Genomic DNA, 13,633 nt, shown 5'->3' on the forward strand with positions numbered 1-13,633 from the left:
AATTAAATCTGTGCTAAAAACCAGGTAAGGATCAGCAGGTCGGCACTGCCGCCTGGACTGAGATTTCGTTCGATACACTCCCTGTCGAACTGCCGGAGATAATCGAGATCGGCGGGGGTTCGAATGCCCCCTTTTTGCAATAATGTTTGCGCCTCGCGCTGTAGCCAGCGCAGGCCCCCCTCGCCACCGCGCGAAGCAACGTTGGTATCGCCGTTGATCGCCATCAGTAGGAGCAAGGTATCGAGCAATGCCAGTTCAGGATCTAACCCCTGATCCAGCAGAGTGAGGTAATGCGGCAAGGCGTGGTTGATCACCAGTGGATAACCCGCTTCGGCTTCACCGCGTGCGCCGGTAAGGCCAAGCTGCTGGTACAACCGTTGACCTGCCGTCAGTTGTGAATTATTGGTACGCAGTTCGCGATCGGTCAGACCACGGCAGAAACTTGCCGCCGTAGAACAAACGGTTGTTGGCGTTACCGGCTGGTTGAGCTGAAGCAAACGGCCAATTGCCGCACATAGCAGCCCTAAAGAAAAAATGCTGCCTTTATGCGTGTTTACGCCCGCAGTGGCGCGGAACATATCACCTTCGCAAGCCATACCAATTGGGCGTAATCCGTGGAGTACCGCTTCCGGTGCCATTTCTGCACTACAGGCACCAAATTCAATGAAACGGGGTAACCAGCCCTGAATCGCCAGCGCGCTGCGGTGGAAATCTTCCAGCGCCATATCTTTGTGCGCACCGCAGTTAATGCGATCCACGAGGCCTGGTTTCGGTGACAGATTGACTTCAGTCAGCATGGCGCGCCAGCCCAGCAGGGCGTACTCATCGATTAATGACGTCGCAAGCTTTGTGGTTTTAGTTGACGTTGCAGGCATCGACATCGTTCAGCAGTGCCTCCATGCGGTTGAGTAAATCGGTCAGTTGATGGGTTTTTCCACGCGCGCAGACGGCTGCGCTTTGCTCGCACAACAGGCAGCGGCGAGGCGGCAGTGAATAGTCGCGGCGGGAGAGAATTTCGCCTTCGGGCGTCAGGACATCGATATCCCATAACCGCCCGAGAGGATGACTATGTTCAAGCTCAATGGTGGCGAGCTTGAGGTCGCGAGCCGGGGCGGCAATGCTCAACATGCCCTCCGGCCCGCTGGCGGAAACCAGTGCAGCCTGCTCCTGAATTTGCCAGCCCTGTTTTGCGGCTAAGGCACGCAAGGCTGTCACGCCATGATTAAAAATTCGGCGTGTGACCTCGCTGTCTTTAATCGGCCCAGGCGCAACCACGGTAAAGGAGACCAGTGGAACAGGATGGCGCTTGAGCCAGACGTGTTGCCGTGCTTGCCTTTCATCCCGGCTGACGAGCAGCTCGGGAATTGACACCGCATGGTGGCTGGCGAGTTCAGGAAGCAGGTGCATGGCTTATTCCTTCACCTGATGCACAACATCGATCACCGAGCCATCGCGGTAACGCACAACGGCAACGACGCGGTCGGTGAATTCAATCGGCTGTGGTTCACCGGTCAGCAGACGCGCACGTTCGCGCAGCCACTCAATGGAAACCACTTTAATGCCCGCTTCCTGCAGACGTTCTGCCAGTTCCGGACGTGCCGGGTTAACTGCGATACCGTGGTCTGTGACCAGAATATCGACACTGGAGCCCGGGGTGATGCAGGTCAGCACGTTATCCACCAGAGTCGGAATACGACCGCGTACCAGCGGCGCGACGATGATGGAAAGCGCAGAGGCAATCGCGGTATCGCAGTGACCACCGGAAGCACCACGCAGTACGCCGTCAGAGCCGGTCAGCACGTTAACGTTGAACTGGGTGTCAATTTCCAGCGCGCTCAGTACCACCACGTCGAGACGATCAACCGATGCGCCTTTCGAACCCCAGTTAGCGTACTGGTTGGCGCTGATTTCGATGTGATTGGGGTTACGGGCCAGCGATTGCGCAGCATGGCTGTCAAAGCTCTGCACATCCAGCAGTTTGCGGATCAGACCTTTTTCGTGCAGGTCAACCATCGTCGCGGTAATACCGCCAAGGGCGAAGTCGGCGCGAATATCGCGGCTACGCATTTTGTCTTCCAGGAAACGGGTTACCGCCAGCGATGCGCCGCCGGTGCCGGTTTGCATGGAGAAACCTTCTTTGAAGTAGCCTGAGTTGACAATCACATCCGCAGCGCTACGGGCAATAAGCAGTTCGCGCGGGTTAGTGGTCATACGGGTCGCGCCAGCGCCGATTTTTGCAGCATCGCCAACGCGGTCAACTTTGACGATCAAATCAACCTGATCTTGCTCAATGCTTGCCGGATTATGCGGATAAGGCAGCAGTTCTTCGGTAAGCATCACGACCTGCTTTGCGTTGTCGGCATCAACCATTGCATAGCCGAGGGAGCCGCAGCAGGCTTTACCGGTGTAGCCGTTGGCATTACCGAATTCATCGCAGGACGGGACGCCGAGGAAAGCCACGTCGATATTCAGTTCGCCGCTCTGTACCAGATGCACGCGACCGCCGTGAGAGTGGATTTGCACCGGTTCTGCCAGCAGACCACGGGAGATCTCTTCCGCCAGTGGACCGCGCAGGCCGGAGGTATAAATGCGGGTAACCACGCCCTGGCGAATGTGTTCTACCAACGGCGCATGGCAATCACTCAGGGAGCTGGACGCCAGGGTCAGGTTTTTAAAGCCCATCTTCGCGATGACGTCCATCACCATATTGACGGTCAGGTCACCGCCACGGAAAGCGTGATGGAAGGAAACCGTCATGCCGTCCTGTAAACCAGAGCGACGAATCGCTTCTTCCAGGTTGGCGCACAGTTTGCGATCGCGCGCTTTTTCAGCCTGGTAGGTTTGCTTTGGCGAGTTCTGGAAAGCGGCAAGATCGCATTCAGCGCGACGATTCCAGGCCGCTACCCGTTCTTGTCGTTGAGATTGTTCAATTTTCTGCGTCATTTTGATTGCCTTATTCTTCGCGGATGCCGGAAAGTTCTGCACGAGAGAGCACCAGACGGGCGCGATCGATAACCGGACCGTCCACCATCTTGCCGTTCAGGGAAACCACGCCGAGGCCTTCGCGAGCGGCGGCTTCAGCGGCTTCTACGACGCGGCGGGCGTGATCCACTTCTTTCTGGGTTGGTGCGTAGAGGTTGTGCAACAGATCAATCTGACGCGGGTTGATCAGCGATTTGCCGTCAAAGCCCAGCTGTTTGATGTGGGCGGCTTCTTGCAGGAATCCGGCTTCGTTGTTAGCGTCGGAATAGACGGTATCGAACGCCTGAATACCCGCAGAGCGCGCGGCCTGCAAAATGGAACAGCGTGCGAACAGCAGTTCAGTTCCTTCCGGGGAGCGTTCTGTACGCAGGTTGCGCACATAGTCTTCTGCACCGAGGGCGATACCGATCAAACGCTCGGAAGCGTGAGCGATTTCCACTGCGCGGGTAATGCCCAGCGGAGATTCAATCGCCGCCAGCAGGCCGGTGCTGCCGGGTTCACGACCACAGGCTTTTTCGATACGCAGGATCTCTTTTTCAATATCCAGAACATCCTGAGCGGTATCGGTTTTCGGCAGACGCACAACGTCCGCACCACCGCGAACGACGGCTTCCAGGTCGTTAACACCCCATTCGGAATCCAGCGCGTTGACACGCACAATGGTTTCAATATCGCGATACAGCGGATGTTGCAGCGCGTGATATACCATGCGGCGGGCGGTGTCTTTTTCACGTAATGCCACGGAGTCTTCGAGGTCAAACATCAGGGCATCAGCCGGGTAGATGAAGGAGTTGCTGACCATCGCGGCATTGGCACCAGGCACAAACAACATGCTGCGGCGGGTGCGAGTTTTACGTTGTTGCAGCGAAGCGGAAATCATTGGCAATCCTCCCATGGCAGAGCCGGGATACCGCTGGCGCGTGCCAGCAGGGCTTCCAGTCGTGCACGTAAAATGAAGTCCAGTGCGCCTTTGTCATCGACATTCAGCTGTACGCCGCGCACGTTGTAGCGGGCGAGAACGTCCAGAATGGTGGTGCGAATTGCATCGCCAAACTGTTTCTCAACGCTGCTATTGATTTGCAGGTCGATATCCTGCGTATCGAGTGGGGCGATGCGTATCATCACATCCCCAGACTCAAGGGTGCCTGCAACGGCGGGCTGGTTTATTTTCATTTTTCACCTGTTTCTCATGCGGGGGTCTTTTGACGAGCTGCCGCGTCCTGGCGGGAGTGCTCAAGCAGGTTCTGCAAATAATGCAGCGTGACTGCAGGGACCAGCGGCGCGATAGCCGTGAGATCGTTTTTCGCCAGCAGTTGACGTACCCGGGAAGCGGATATCGGCATCTCCTGGTAACGCAGCCGCTCAATTTCAACCAGTTCGATGGGCGGTGCGGAGATAGTCGGCGTTTCCAGCCAGTAGCGCATATCCTGGTTGTACTGGGCGGTAACGCGACAAAAGGGTTCAGTACCGACAAAGCGGTGAGTTACACCCAGCGCGGGAGCGAGGTACTGACGGAAAATCTTCAGATCAATTTCGGTGTAACAATGGTTAATGACGCTCTGTTCTTTAATGAAGTAGCAAGGGAACGTAGCGCGGGAGATGATGTATTCGGAGCCGCGATGCACAGTCAGGCGTGGAATATCGGCGGTGCCTTTTAACACCAGATCCAACCGGTCTTCATAGGGGAAGCGTGAAGAATCTTCTTTGACTAAAAACAGATGCAACCAGTCGCACTGTGCCGCAGCTTGTTGAATCAGATAACGGTGACCATTCGTGAAGGGATTGGCGTTCATCACAATGCAGCCAATCTTGTTCCCTGGATGACGAAATTTTTTCAGCGATTCGGCATAGCGTTTCAGTCGCGTGGCGCTGTTTTCCATCAGCACCATCACGCCGGGTACGCTGGTCAGCGTGGAAAAACCGCACTGGCGGAACAGCGCCTCGTATTCGGTTTTGGTATAAATAAACAGATGCGTGCTGTGCCGCTCATAGGCGAGGTTTATCAGTTCAGTGGCTAATGTCAGCGCCAGTCCTTCACCGCGAACGGATTCACTGATCGCAACGCATTTAATAATATTTCCGGCAATTCCACCGCACGCGATAAGCTTTTCATCGCGGGTTACGGTAATAAATACTTCGACTGTGGTGTCAACGCTCAAATCATTTTCATGCAGGAATTGGGCGATTTCCGCCATTTTTTTATTTTCTGAACGTTTTACGCGGGTGAAAATATCATTGCCGAACATAATAAATAGTATCCTGAAGGTGCATGTTGTTATCGATTTGCAACGAATGTTGTTCAATGTTGCAAACTGATAACCTTTTATTTTCACTTGGGAGAAAGGGGGGTGATCGAGGTATATCTTTTTCTCCTTTCGCTATACATCCTAAGGAGTATTTCTGCGTGAAATTTTGATTTATTTCACATAGAGTTAGTGGTTTTTTATTTATTTAATGGTTTTAAGTTTTTTAATTAATGTAATTACGAAATGACCTGCAGGTTTAAGTGATTTAATTGATTTAATGAATAAAATTTGCCACGATCATAATTAATATCTATGTATTTTGATTCAACATTTTAATTACATCCGTCAAAGAGGCTCGGGACAACCCGCAAGGAAAACAATGTTGCAGCTTAACGAGAATAAACAGTTTGCATTTTTCCAAAGACTGGCATTTCCGCTGCGTATCTTTTTGCTGATTCTGGTGTTCTCAATATTTGTCATTGCAGCCCTGGCGCAATATTTTACGGCCAGTTTTGAGGACTATTTAACGCTTCATGTACGCGACATGGCAATGAATCAGGCGAAAATTATTGCCTCCAATGACAGTGTCATCTCTGCGGTGAAAACGCGTGACTACAAACGGCTGGCGACCATCGCTAACAAATTACAAAGAGATACCGATTTTGATTATGTGGTGATTGGGGACCGGCACTCGATCCGCCTTTACCATCCTAATCCGGAGAAAATTGGTTATCCTATGCAGTTCACCAAACAGGGCGCGCTGGAGAAAGGGGAGAGCTACTTCATTACCGGGAAAGGGTCAATGGGGATGGCGATGCGCGCCAAAACGCCAATCTTTGATGACGATGGAAAAGTCATCGGCGTGGTGTCGATTGGCTACCTGGTGAGTAAAATCGATAGCTGGCGGGCTGAGTTTTTATTACCGATGGCAGGCGTGTTTGTCGTGCTGTTAGGGATTCTGATGTTGCTGTCGTGGTTCCTGGCAGCGCATATCCGTCGGCAAATGATGGGCATGGAGCCAAAGCAAATCGCACGCGTGGTCCGTCAGCAAGAGGCGCTGTTTAGTTCGGTTTATGAAGGGCTGATTGCGGTGGATCCGCATGGTTACATTACCGCCATCAATCGTAACGCAAGAAAGATGCTGGGGCTGAGCTCTCCCGGACGGCAATGGTTGGGTAAACCCATTGCTGAAGTGGTCAGGCCCGCCGATTTCTTTACCGAACAGATTGATGAAAAACGTCAGGATGTGGTGGCTAACTTTAACGGTCTGAGCGTTATTGCCAATCGGGAAGCTATTCGTTCAGGTGATGATTTGCTGGGGGCCATTATCAGCTTTCGTAGTAAAGACGAAATTTCCACCCTCAATGCGCAACTGACGCAAATAAAACAATACGTCGAGAGCCTTCGTACATTGCGACACGAGCATCTCAATTGGATGTCGACGCTCAATGGTCTGTTGCAGATGAAAGAGTATGATCGCGTGCTGGCGATGGTGCAGGGGGAGTCTCAGGCCCAGCAACAGCTTATTGACAGCCTGCGTGAGGCGTTTGCCGATCGCCAGGTGGCGGGGCTGCTTTTTGGTAAAGTGCAGCGCGCCCGGGAACTGGGGCTAAAAATGATCATTGTCCCCGGTAGCCAGCTTTCGCAACTGCCGCCAGGACTGGATAGCACCGAGTTTGCAGCCATTGTGGGCAATTTACTTGATAACGCCTTCGAAGCCAGCCTGCGTAGCGATGAAGGAAACAAGATCGTTGAATTATTCCTCAGCGATGAAGGCGATGATGTGGTGATTGAAGTCGCCGATCAGGGCTGCGGCGTTCCAGAGTCTCTACGAGACAAAATATTTGAGCAGGGGGTCAGTACGCGTGCTGACGAGCCCGGTGAACATGGCATTGGGTTGTACTTGATTGCCAGCTACGTAACGCGCTGCGGTGGTGTTATCACTCTCGAAGATAATGATCCCTGCGGTACCTTGTTTTCAATCTATATTCCGAAAGTGAAACCTAATGACAGCTCCATTAACCCTATTGATCGTTGAGGACGAAACGCCGCTGGCAGAGATGCATGCGGAATATATTCGTCACATTCCCGGATTCAGTCAGATATTACTGGCGGGAAACCTGGCGCAGGCCCGAATGATGATCGAGCGTTTTAAGCCGGGGCTAATCTTGCTCGATAACTATCTTCCTGACGGCAGAGGGATTAATTTATTGCATGAACTGGTGCAGGCGCATTATCCCGGCGACGTGGTGTTTACCACTGCAGCCAGCGATATGGAAACGGTGTCTGAAGCCGTACGTTGTGGTGTATTTGATTATCTCATTAAGCCCATTGCCTATGAACGGCTGGGGCAAACGCTAACCCGTTTCCGCCAGCGTAAACATATGCTGGAAAGTATTGATAGCGCCAGCCAGAAGCAAATTGATGAGATGTTTAATGCCTATGCTCGCGGTGAACCTAAAGACGAACTGCCGACCGGCATTGATCCCTTGACGCTAAACGCGGTGCGAAAACTGTTTAAAGAGCCTGGTGTGCAACATACGGCAGAAACGGTGGCGCAGGCACTGACCATCAGTCGCACCACTGCCAGGCGTTATCTTGAATATTGCGCCAGCCGCCATCTGATTATTGCTGAAATTGTTCACGGCAAAGTTGGCAGACCGCAACGCATATACCACAGTGGGTGACATGATAAAGCCGGAGGAAACTTGCCTCCGGCATTACTATTTACTTGCCTGTGACCGCTGCTGCCGTTCCTGGCACCATCAGCTCTGTAGCAACGATAACAATCACCAAACCAACAAGCACCGGTACCGAGGTGCGTTTTACGACTTCAAACGGCGAGATCTTCGCCATCCCGGCAACCGCAACGACTACGCCAGAAACGGGCGAAAGGGTACGGCCCAGGTTTGACGCCTGCAGCATCGGGATAGTCAAATACGCCGGGTTAATGCCGGAAGAGTGCGCCAGTTTCGGGATCATCTCAACAAACGCATAAAACGGCGCATTGCCTGAACCGGTCGTGACTGCCGCCAGCATGGTCAGAATCACCAATACCAGCATCAGGATGATACTCGCCGAACCAAACGAGGTAGCGATAGAAATCAGACTTTGAATAAAGCCGATGGTGCTAAGCCCCTGAGCGAATACCCCAGCGGCAACCAGCAGCATCACCACGTTAGCAAACGCATCTGCCATTCCGCGATAAGCCACTTCCAGACCAGAGAAAACTTTCTGGGTATTAAAGCTGCGGAGGAACTCCAGAATGGAGGCAATCAGCATACAAATCACCAGAATAGTGATGATGTGTAATTGCGGACCCCATTTACCGTCAAAAATCAGTACACCGATGATCGGCGTGAACGGCAAAATGGCATAAAACGCAGGAGCAGTGGTGGTGATTTCACTGACATCTAACATTTCATGAGAGATGTGCTCTTTTTTATCCAGATAACGTTGCCAGAAGAAGTGGGCGATCGCCATGCCGATAATTGCAGCAATTGAGATAGGCAGCGTCGTTTTGAAGGCGAAGTCAATCAGCGACATTTCGGAAGCTTGCGCCGCCAGCACCACATCCCCTGAAGTCGGTGCGAGAATAATCGCCGCCGGGGAGGCACAAATGGCAGCAGCTGCGCGACGACTGATACCAACGTTTACCATCACCGGAAATAGGGTTGCCATCAGCAAAACACCCAGACCGGTTGCGGAAGAGACGGCCAGAGACATCAGACAGGCGACAAAATAGGCGGCAATCATCAGCAGGTAAGGGGAGTTAATATACTGCAATGGTTTTGACGCCAGCTTGACCACCATATCATTCGCGCCGATATGGGTCATGTAAGCGGCAAATCCACACAGCATCATAATCATCATGCCGAGGTCGCCGCCGCGGCTCATTAGTAATATTTTAACGTATTCAACGATATCCGTGGCGCTGTAGCCTGTTGAAGCCTGGCTGGACGGTAACACTTTGTGCCCCATAATGGCACTGATAATCAGCAATAACAGGCCACCGACAAATAACACACCAGTGGCGGAATACCCTTTAATGATGTAGCGAGCTACACCCACAATAACCACAACCCCAATAAGGAGTTCAATGAATGTCAGCATAATTTTTCCTGTCTCCAGGCCCCAAAGTAAATAATAAAAAATTCCTAAAGCTTAAGGAAAAAATATGCCCAATAAATTGTCGATGAATGCTGATTAAAATCAAGAAAAACTGCCATTAAGACATTGAACTTGCTGTTTTTATACATAGATAACAAAACGCATATTTAGCGGTTGGCAATTATCACATAATAATGTGTGCAAATTGATGGTGGATTGATGCAAATTTGTTAATTGCAATGGTGTTAGCTGCGGCTGTGCGCTCAAAAAATAATCTAATATGAGCACAGGTTGACGATATATATTATATACTTCGTTAAGATGATTGTTGTATCTCGTTAAAAAATAAAATAATTTTTCCTTGATTGCATTTTGTCATCAAAAAAGACTTGGTTTTTCTTTTTTGACTATTCCCATCGCAGAAAACGACGCATCATCTTTAATCGATGCGCGGAAATATTTAACTTGAACAAGCGGAAATAAATAGAGCAGCTATTCAGATTATTCTTTATGTTGGGTCTATTAAGGTTATGTTAATTGTAGCTTTGCTATGCTAGTAGTAGATTTTTGATAAATGTTTTATGGTCACAAATGAACGTGAGTAAATATGTCGCTATCTTTTCCTTTGTTTTTATTCAGTTAATCAGCGTTGGTAAAGTTTTTGCTAACGCAGATGAGTGGATGACAACGTTTAGAGAAAATATTGCACAAACCTGGCAACAGCCTGAACATTATGATTTATATATTCCTGCCATCACCTGGCATGCACGTTTCGCTTACGACAAAGAAAAAACCGATCGCTATAACGAGCGACCGTGGGGTGGCGGTTTTGGCCTGTCGCGTTGGGATGAAAAAGGAAACTGGCATGGCCTGTATGCCATGGCATTTAAGGACTCGTGGAACAAATGGGAACCGATTGCCGGATACGGATGGGAAAGTACCTGGCGACCGCTGGCGGATGAAAATTTTCATTTAGGTCTGGGATTCACCGCTGGCGTAACGGCACGCGATAACTGGAATTACATCCCTCTCCCGGTTCTACTGCCATTGGCCTCCGTGGGTTATGGCCCAGTGACTTTTCAGATGACCTACATTCCGGGTACCTACAACAATGGCAATGTGTACTTTGCCTGGATGCGCTTTCAGTTTTGAGACAAATGAAGTTTTAGTAACTTCTTTAAAATCAATAGCTAAAATAAGTAACATCAAAAATAACGCGACTTTTATCACTTTTTAGTAAAGTTGCACTGGACAAAGCGTACCACAATTGGTGTACTGGTAACCGACACAGCATTTGTGTCTATTTTTCATGTAAAGGTAATTTTGATGTCTAAGATTAAAGGTAACGTTAAGTGGTTTAATGAGTCCAAAGGATTCGGTTTCATTACTCCGGAAGACGGCAGCAAAGACGTGTTCGTACACTTCTCTGCAATCCAGACTAATGGTTTTAAAACTCTTGCTGAAGGTCAGCGCGTAGAGTTCGAAATCACTAACGGTGCCAAAGGCCCTTCTGCTGCAAACGTAATCGCTCTGTAAGATACGTCAGCAAGAATTCAAAACCCGCTTAATCAGCGGGTTTTTTTTGGTCTTTAGTGTGCGGTTGAGGCCGAAAACAGCCAGAAAGCCAGTGCTGTCATGGCAAAAGACCCCAGAAGGTTGACGAAAACGTTCAGTAATGCCCAGCCAAAGCGACCCTCTTGTAACAAAAATACCACTTCTGCCGAAAATGTTGAGAAGGTTGTTAGACCGCCACAAAATCCGGTGGTGATTAATACTTTCCACACTGGATCAATGTTCGTCATCCTGCTGAACCATGCGAATCCCATTCCTATGATGAATGCCCCAATCAGGTTTGCTGCCAGCGTCCCCAACGGAATCGCCTGATGCAGCGGGTTAAATCGCATACTTAACAGCCATCTCGCCACGCTTCCCGTACCACCGCCAATAAAAACTGCTAAAAGAAGTTGTAACACTGCAAAATCCTGCTATTTGATTTGTATGAGTGATAAGTGTAACGCCGAATAATCGTCGTTGGCGAATTTTACGACTCTGACAGGAGGTGGCAATGCTGGTTGCCGCAGGACAGTTTGCTGTTACATCTGTGTGGGAAAAGAACGCTGAGATTTGTGCCTCGTTGATGGCGCAGGCGGCGGAAAACGACGTATCGCTGTTCGTCCTGCCGGAAGCATTGCTGGCGCGCGATGATCATGATGCAGATCTATCGGTTAAATCAGCACAGCTGCTGGAAGGCGAATTCCTCGGACGTTTACGGCGAGAAAGTAAACGTAACATGATGACGACAATTCTGACGATTCATGTTCCTTCAACGCCGGGGCGCGCATGGAATATGCTGGTGGCGCTACAGGCAGGAAACATCGTCGCCCGTTATGCCAAATTGCATCTCTATGATGCATTTGCCATTCAGGAATCACGCCGTGTTGATGCTGGTAATGAAATCGCTCCGTTACTCGAGGTGGAGGGGATGAAGGTCGGTCTGATGACCTGTTATGACTTACGCTTTCCAGAGCTGGCGCTGGCACAGGCATTACAGGGAGCTGAAATCCTGGTACTTCCTGCCGCCTGGGTTCGCGGGCCGCTCAAAGAGCATCATTGGTCAACGTTGCTTGCCGCTCGTGCGCTGGATACCACCTGTTATATGGTGGCGGCGGGGGAGTGCGGGAACAAAAATATCGGTCAAAGCCGGATTATAGATCCCTTTGGCGTCACCATTGCGGCAGCGTCAGAAATGCCTGCACTCATTATGGCGGAAGTGACGCCCGAACGTGTGCGTCAGGTGCGCGCGCAACTGCCCGTCTTAAACAACCGTCGCTTTGCGCCGCCGCAATTATTATGATGTTTTTTTACTCGGCGCTTGATTCACCTTGTTACAGATTGCTATTGTGTGCGCGCGTCGAATGACCGTTAATATTCTCTGGTTTTTAAGGCGCGTTCTGTTGCCGGTTATATGTCAAGAAGGTATCTATGGGTGAGATTAGTATTACCAAACTGCTAGTAGTTGCGGCGCTGGTCGTTCTGCTGTTTGGGACTAAGAAGTTACGTACGCTGGGCGGAGACCTTGGAGCGGCCATTAAAGGGTTCAAGAAGGCGATGAATGATGACGATGCTGCGGCGAAAAAAGGCGCAGACGTTGATCTTCAGGCTGAAAAGCTCTCTCATAAAGAGTGACGTGGCGAGCAGGACGCTCCCTCAATATCTTGTTCGATACAAAAAACCCGCTTCAAAAAGCGGGTTTTTTATCAGACAGATGTAAGTAATTATTACAGGATTACTTAACTTCCATCCCTTTCGCCTGCAAATCGGCGTGGTAAGAAGAGCGGACAAACGGACCGCATGCAGCATGGGTAAAGCCCATCGCCAGCGCTTCGGCTTTCATTTCGTCGAACTCATCCGGGCTAACGTAACGTTGAACCGGCAGGTGATGGCGGCTTGGCTGCAAATATTGCCCCAGCGTTAACATCGTCACACCATGACGGCGCAGGTCGCGCATTACCTCAATAATTTCTTCATTGGTTTCACCCAGTCCCACCATCAGACCAGACTTGGTCGGGATTTCCGGATGCGCTTCTTTAAAGCGTTCCAGCAGCTTCAGCGACCAGTTGTAATCTGCACCAGGCCGTACCTGACGGTAAATACGCGGTACGTTTTCCAGGTTATGGTTGAACACATCTGGTGGCGTTGCAGTCAGAATATCCAGAGCACGATCCATACGACCACGGAAATCCGGCACCAGAGTTTCAATTTTGATTTGCGGGCTTTTTTCCCGAATGGCAGTAATGCAATCCGCAAAGTGCTGGGCACCGCCATCGCGCAGGTCATCACGGTCAACGGAGGTGATAACCACATAACGCAGCGCCATATCGGCAATGGTCTGCGCCAGTTTCACTGGTTCATTGGCATCAGGAGCTACCGGGCGACCGTGGGCAACATCACAGAACGGACAACGGCGGGTACAAATAGCGCCGAGGATCATAAACGTTGCTGTGCCGTGGTTGAAGCATTCCGCCAGGTTAGGGCAGGAGGCTTCCTCGCAGACAGAATGCAGGCCATTTTTGCGCATTGCGGCTTTGATGCCCTGGATACGTGTAGAGTCCGCTGGAAGCTTGATTTTCATCCATTCCGGCTTGCGCAGCAGGGCTTCGCGCTCTGTTGCCACGTTTTTAACCGGGATAAGGGCCATCTTATCGGCATCGCGGTATTTAACACCGCGTTCCATCACAATGGGTTTACTCATAGCGTGCGTGTTCCAGTTGCGAATTACGAAGGAAAGCGTTTCA

At 50.7% G+C, this 13,633-nt stretch carries 15 protein-coding genes; 6 read left to right on the forward strand and 9 right to left on the reverse strand.

Annotated elements, in window-relative coordinates; all coding sequences use genetic code 11:
• Nucleotides 1-2 precede the first annotated feature (2 nt).
• From citG to citC, 6 genes are read right to left on the reverse strand one after another with little or no spacing between them, the layout of a single operon-like run.
• Complete coding sequence (gene citG / locus FTE26_RS10600; RefSeq protein ID WP_000062457.1) at nt 3-881, reverse strand: triphosphoribosyl-dephospho-CoA synthase CitG; 879 nt, start codon at nt 879-881, stop codon at nt 3-5.
• A complete protein-coding gene (gene citX, locus FTE26_RS10605; RefSeq protein WP_000550422.1) occupies nt 856-1,407 on the reverse strand; it encodes a citrate lyase holo-[acyl-carrier protein] synthase in 552 nt (183 codons plus the stop codon). The genes citG and citX overlap by 26 nt, the downstream gene beginning before the upstream one ends.
• A gap of 3 nt (nt 1,408-1,410) precedes the next feature.
• A complete protein-coding gene (gene citF / locus FTE26_RS10610) occupies nt 1,411-2,943 on the reverse strand; it encodes a citrate lyase subunit alpha (protein ID WP_000192245.1) in 1,533 nt (510 codons plus the stop codon).
• Between the two features lie 10 nt (nt 2,944-2,953).
• On the reverse strand, nt 2,954-3,862 hold the full coding sequence (citE, locus tag FTE26_RS10615) for a citrate (pro-3S)-lyase subunit beta (protein ID WP_000622357.1): 909 nt from the start codon (nt 3,860-3,862) through the stop codon (nt 2,954-2,956).
• Nucleotides 3,859-4,155 carry a citrate lyase acyl carrier protein gene (citD, locus tag FTE26_RS10620; RefSeq protein ID WP_000700704.1) on the reverse strand — a complete coding sequence of 99 codons (297 nt, stop codon included), beginning with the start codon at nt 4,153-4,155 and terminating at the stop codon, nt 3,859-3,861. Before citD ends, citE begins: the two co-directional genes overlap by 4 nt.
• A gap of 14 nt (nt 4,156-4,169) precedes the next feature.
• A complete protein-coding gene (gene citC / locus FTE26_RS10625; RefSeq protein WP_000467705.1) occupies nt 4,170-5,228 on the reverse strand; it encodes a [citrate (pro-3S)-lyase] ligase in 1,059 nt (352 codons plus the stop codon).
• A 379-nt stretch (nt 5,229-5,607) separates the two neighbouring features.
• Here citC and dpiB point away from each other — a divergent pair, with 379 nt between their 5' ends.
• Nucleotides 5,608-7,266 (forward strand): sensor histidine kinase DpiB, encoded by a 1,659-nt coding sequence (dpiB, locus tag FTE26_RS10630; RefSeq protein WP_000939766.1) that lies wholly within the window; start codon nt 5,608-5,610, stop codon nt 7,264-7,266.
• The gene (gene dpiA, locus FTE26_RS10635; protein WP_000126500.1) at nt 7,235-7,915 is read left to right on the forward strand and encodes a two-component response regulator DpiA; all 681 of its coding nucleotides are present in this window, start codon (nt 7,235-7,237) and stop codon (nt 7,913-7,915) included. The genes dpiB and dpiA overlap by 32 nt, the downstream gene beginning before the upstream one ends.
• Nucleotides 7,916-7,955: 40 nt before the next feature.
• Here dpiA and dcuC read toward each other — a convergent pair whose 3' ends face one another.
• Nucleotides 7,956-9,341 (reverse strand): anaerobic C4-dicarboxylate transporter DcuC, encoded by a 1,386-nt coding sequence (gene dcuC / locus FTE26_RS10640; protein WP_000955072.1) that lies wholly within the window; start codon nt 9,339-9,341, stop codon nt 7,956-7,958.
• A gap of 588 nt (nt 9,342-9,929) precedes the next feature.
• Here dcuC and pagP point away from each other — a divergent pair.
• A complete protein-coding gene (gene pagP, locus FTE26_RS10645; protein ID WP_001103094.1) occupies nt 9,930-10,490 on the forward strand; it encodes a lipid IV(A) palmitoyltransferase PagP in 561 nt (186 codons plus the stop codon).
• A gap of 174 nt (nt 10,491-10,664) precedes the next feature.
• Nucleotides 10,665-10,874, forward strand: a complete 210-nt coding sequence (cspE, locus tag FTE26_RS10650; protein WP_000034825.1) for a transcription antiterminator/RNA stability regulator CspE — start codon at nt 10,665-10,667, stop codon at nt 10,872-10,874.
• Between the two features lie 53 nt (nt 10,875-10,927).
• Here cspE and crcB read toward each other — a convergent pair whose 3' ends face one another.
• Complete coding sequence (gene crcB / locus FTE26_RS10655; RefSeq protein WP_000939738.1) at nt 10,928-11,311, reverse strand: fluoride efflux transporter CrcB; 384 nt, start codon at nt 11,309-11,311, stop codon at nt 10,928-10,930.
• Between the two features lie 92 nt (nt 11,312-11,403).
• Here crcB and FTE26_RS10660 point away from each other — a divergent pair, with 92 nt between their 5' ends.
• Together FTE26_RS10660 and tatE are read left to right on the forward strand one after the other, a co-directional pair.
• Complete coding sequence (locus FTE26_RS10660; RefSeq protein WP_000959109.1) at nt 11,404-12,192, forward strand: deaminated glutathione amidase; 789 nt, start codon at nt 11,404-11,406, stop codon at nt 12,190-12,192.
• 128 nt (nt 12,193-12,320) lie between these two features.
• Nucleotides 12,321-12,524, forward strand: coding sequence for a twin-arginine translocase subunit TatE (gene tatE, locus FTE26_RS10665; RefSeq protein ID WP_000503931.1), 204 nt, complete (start codon nt 12,321-12,323; stop codon nt 12,522-12,524).
• 100 nt (nt 12,525-12,624) lie between these two features.
• Here tatE and lipA read toward each other — a convergent pair whose 3' ends face one another.
• Entirely contained in the window at nt 12,625-13,590 is a 966-nt protein-coding gene (lipA, locus tag FTE26_RS10670; protein WP_000042632.1) for a lipoyl synthase, read from the reverse strand.
• Nucleotides 13,591-13,633: the final 43 nt, after the last annotated feature.

Origin of the sequence: Escherichia sp. S10b (genome assembly GCF_028421345.1) — a bacterium.
Classification (GTDB): domain Bacteria; phylum Pseudomonadota; class Gammaproteobacteria; order Enterobacterales; family Enterobacteriaceae; genus ECMA0423.

Coding starts and splice junctions, on each gene's coding strand:
- citG (WP_000062457.1), bottom strand. CDS start 881: ATGTCGATGCCTGCAACGTCAACTAAAACCACAAAGCTTGCGACGTCA.
- citX (WP_000550422.1), bottom strand. CDS start 1,407: ATGCACCTGCTTCCTGAACTCGCCAGCCACCATGCGGTGTCAATTCCC.
- citF (WP_000192245.1), bottom strand. CDS start 2,943: ATGACGCAGAAAATTGAACAATCTCAACGACAAGAACGGGTAGCGGCC.
- citE (WP_000622357.1), bottom strand. CDS start 3,862: ATGATTTCCGCTTCGCTGCAACAACGTAAAACTCGCACCCGCCGCAGC.
- citD (WP_000700704.1), bottom strand. CDS start 4,155: ATGAAAATAAACCAGCCCGCCGTTGCAGGCACCCTTGAGTCTGGGGAT.
- citC (WP_000467705.1), bottom strand. CDS start 5,228: ATGTTCGGCAATGATATTTTCACCCGCGTAAAACGTTCAGAAAATAAA.
- dpiB (WP_000939766.1), top strand. CDS start 5,608: ATGTTGCAGCTTAACGAGAATAAACAGTTTGCATTTTTCCAAAGACTG.
- dpiA (WP_000126500.1), top strand. CDS start 7,235: ATGACAGCTCCATTAACCCTATTGATCGTTGAGGACGAAACGCCGCTG.
- dcuC (WP_000955072.1), bottom strand. CDS start 9,341: ATGCTGACATTCATTGAACTCCTTATTGGGGTTGTGGTTATTGTGGGT.
- pagP (WP_001103094.1), top strand. CDS start 9,930: ATGAACGTGAGTAAATATGTCGCTATCTTTTCCTTTGTTTTTATTCAG.
- cspE (WP_000034825.1), top strand. CDS start 10,665: ATGTCTAAGATTAAAGGTAACGTTAAGTGGTTTAATGAGTCCAAAGGA.
- FTE26_RS10660 (WP_000959109.1), top strand. CDS start 11,404: ATGCTGGTTGCCGCAGGACAGTTTGCTGTTACATCTGTGTGGGAAAAG.
- tatE (WP_000503931.1), top strand. CDS start 12,321: ATGGGTGAGATTAGTATTACCAAACTGCTAGTAGTTGCGGCGCTGGTC.
- lipA (WP_000042632.1), bottom strand. CDS start 13,590: ATGAGTAAACCCATTGTGATGGAACGCGGTGTTAAATACCGCGATGCC.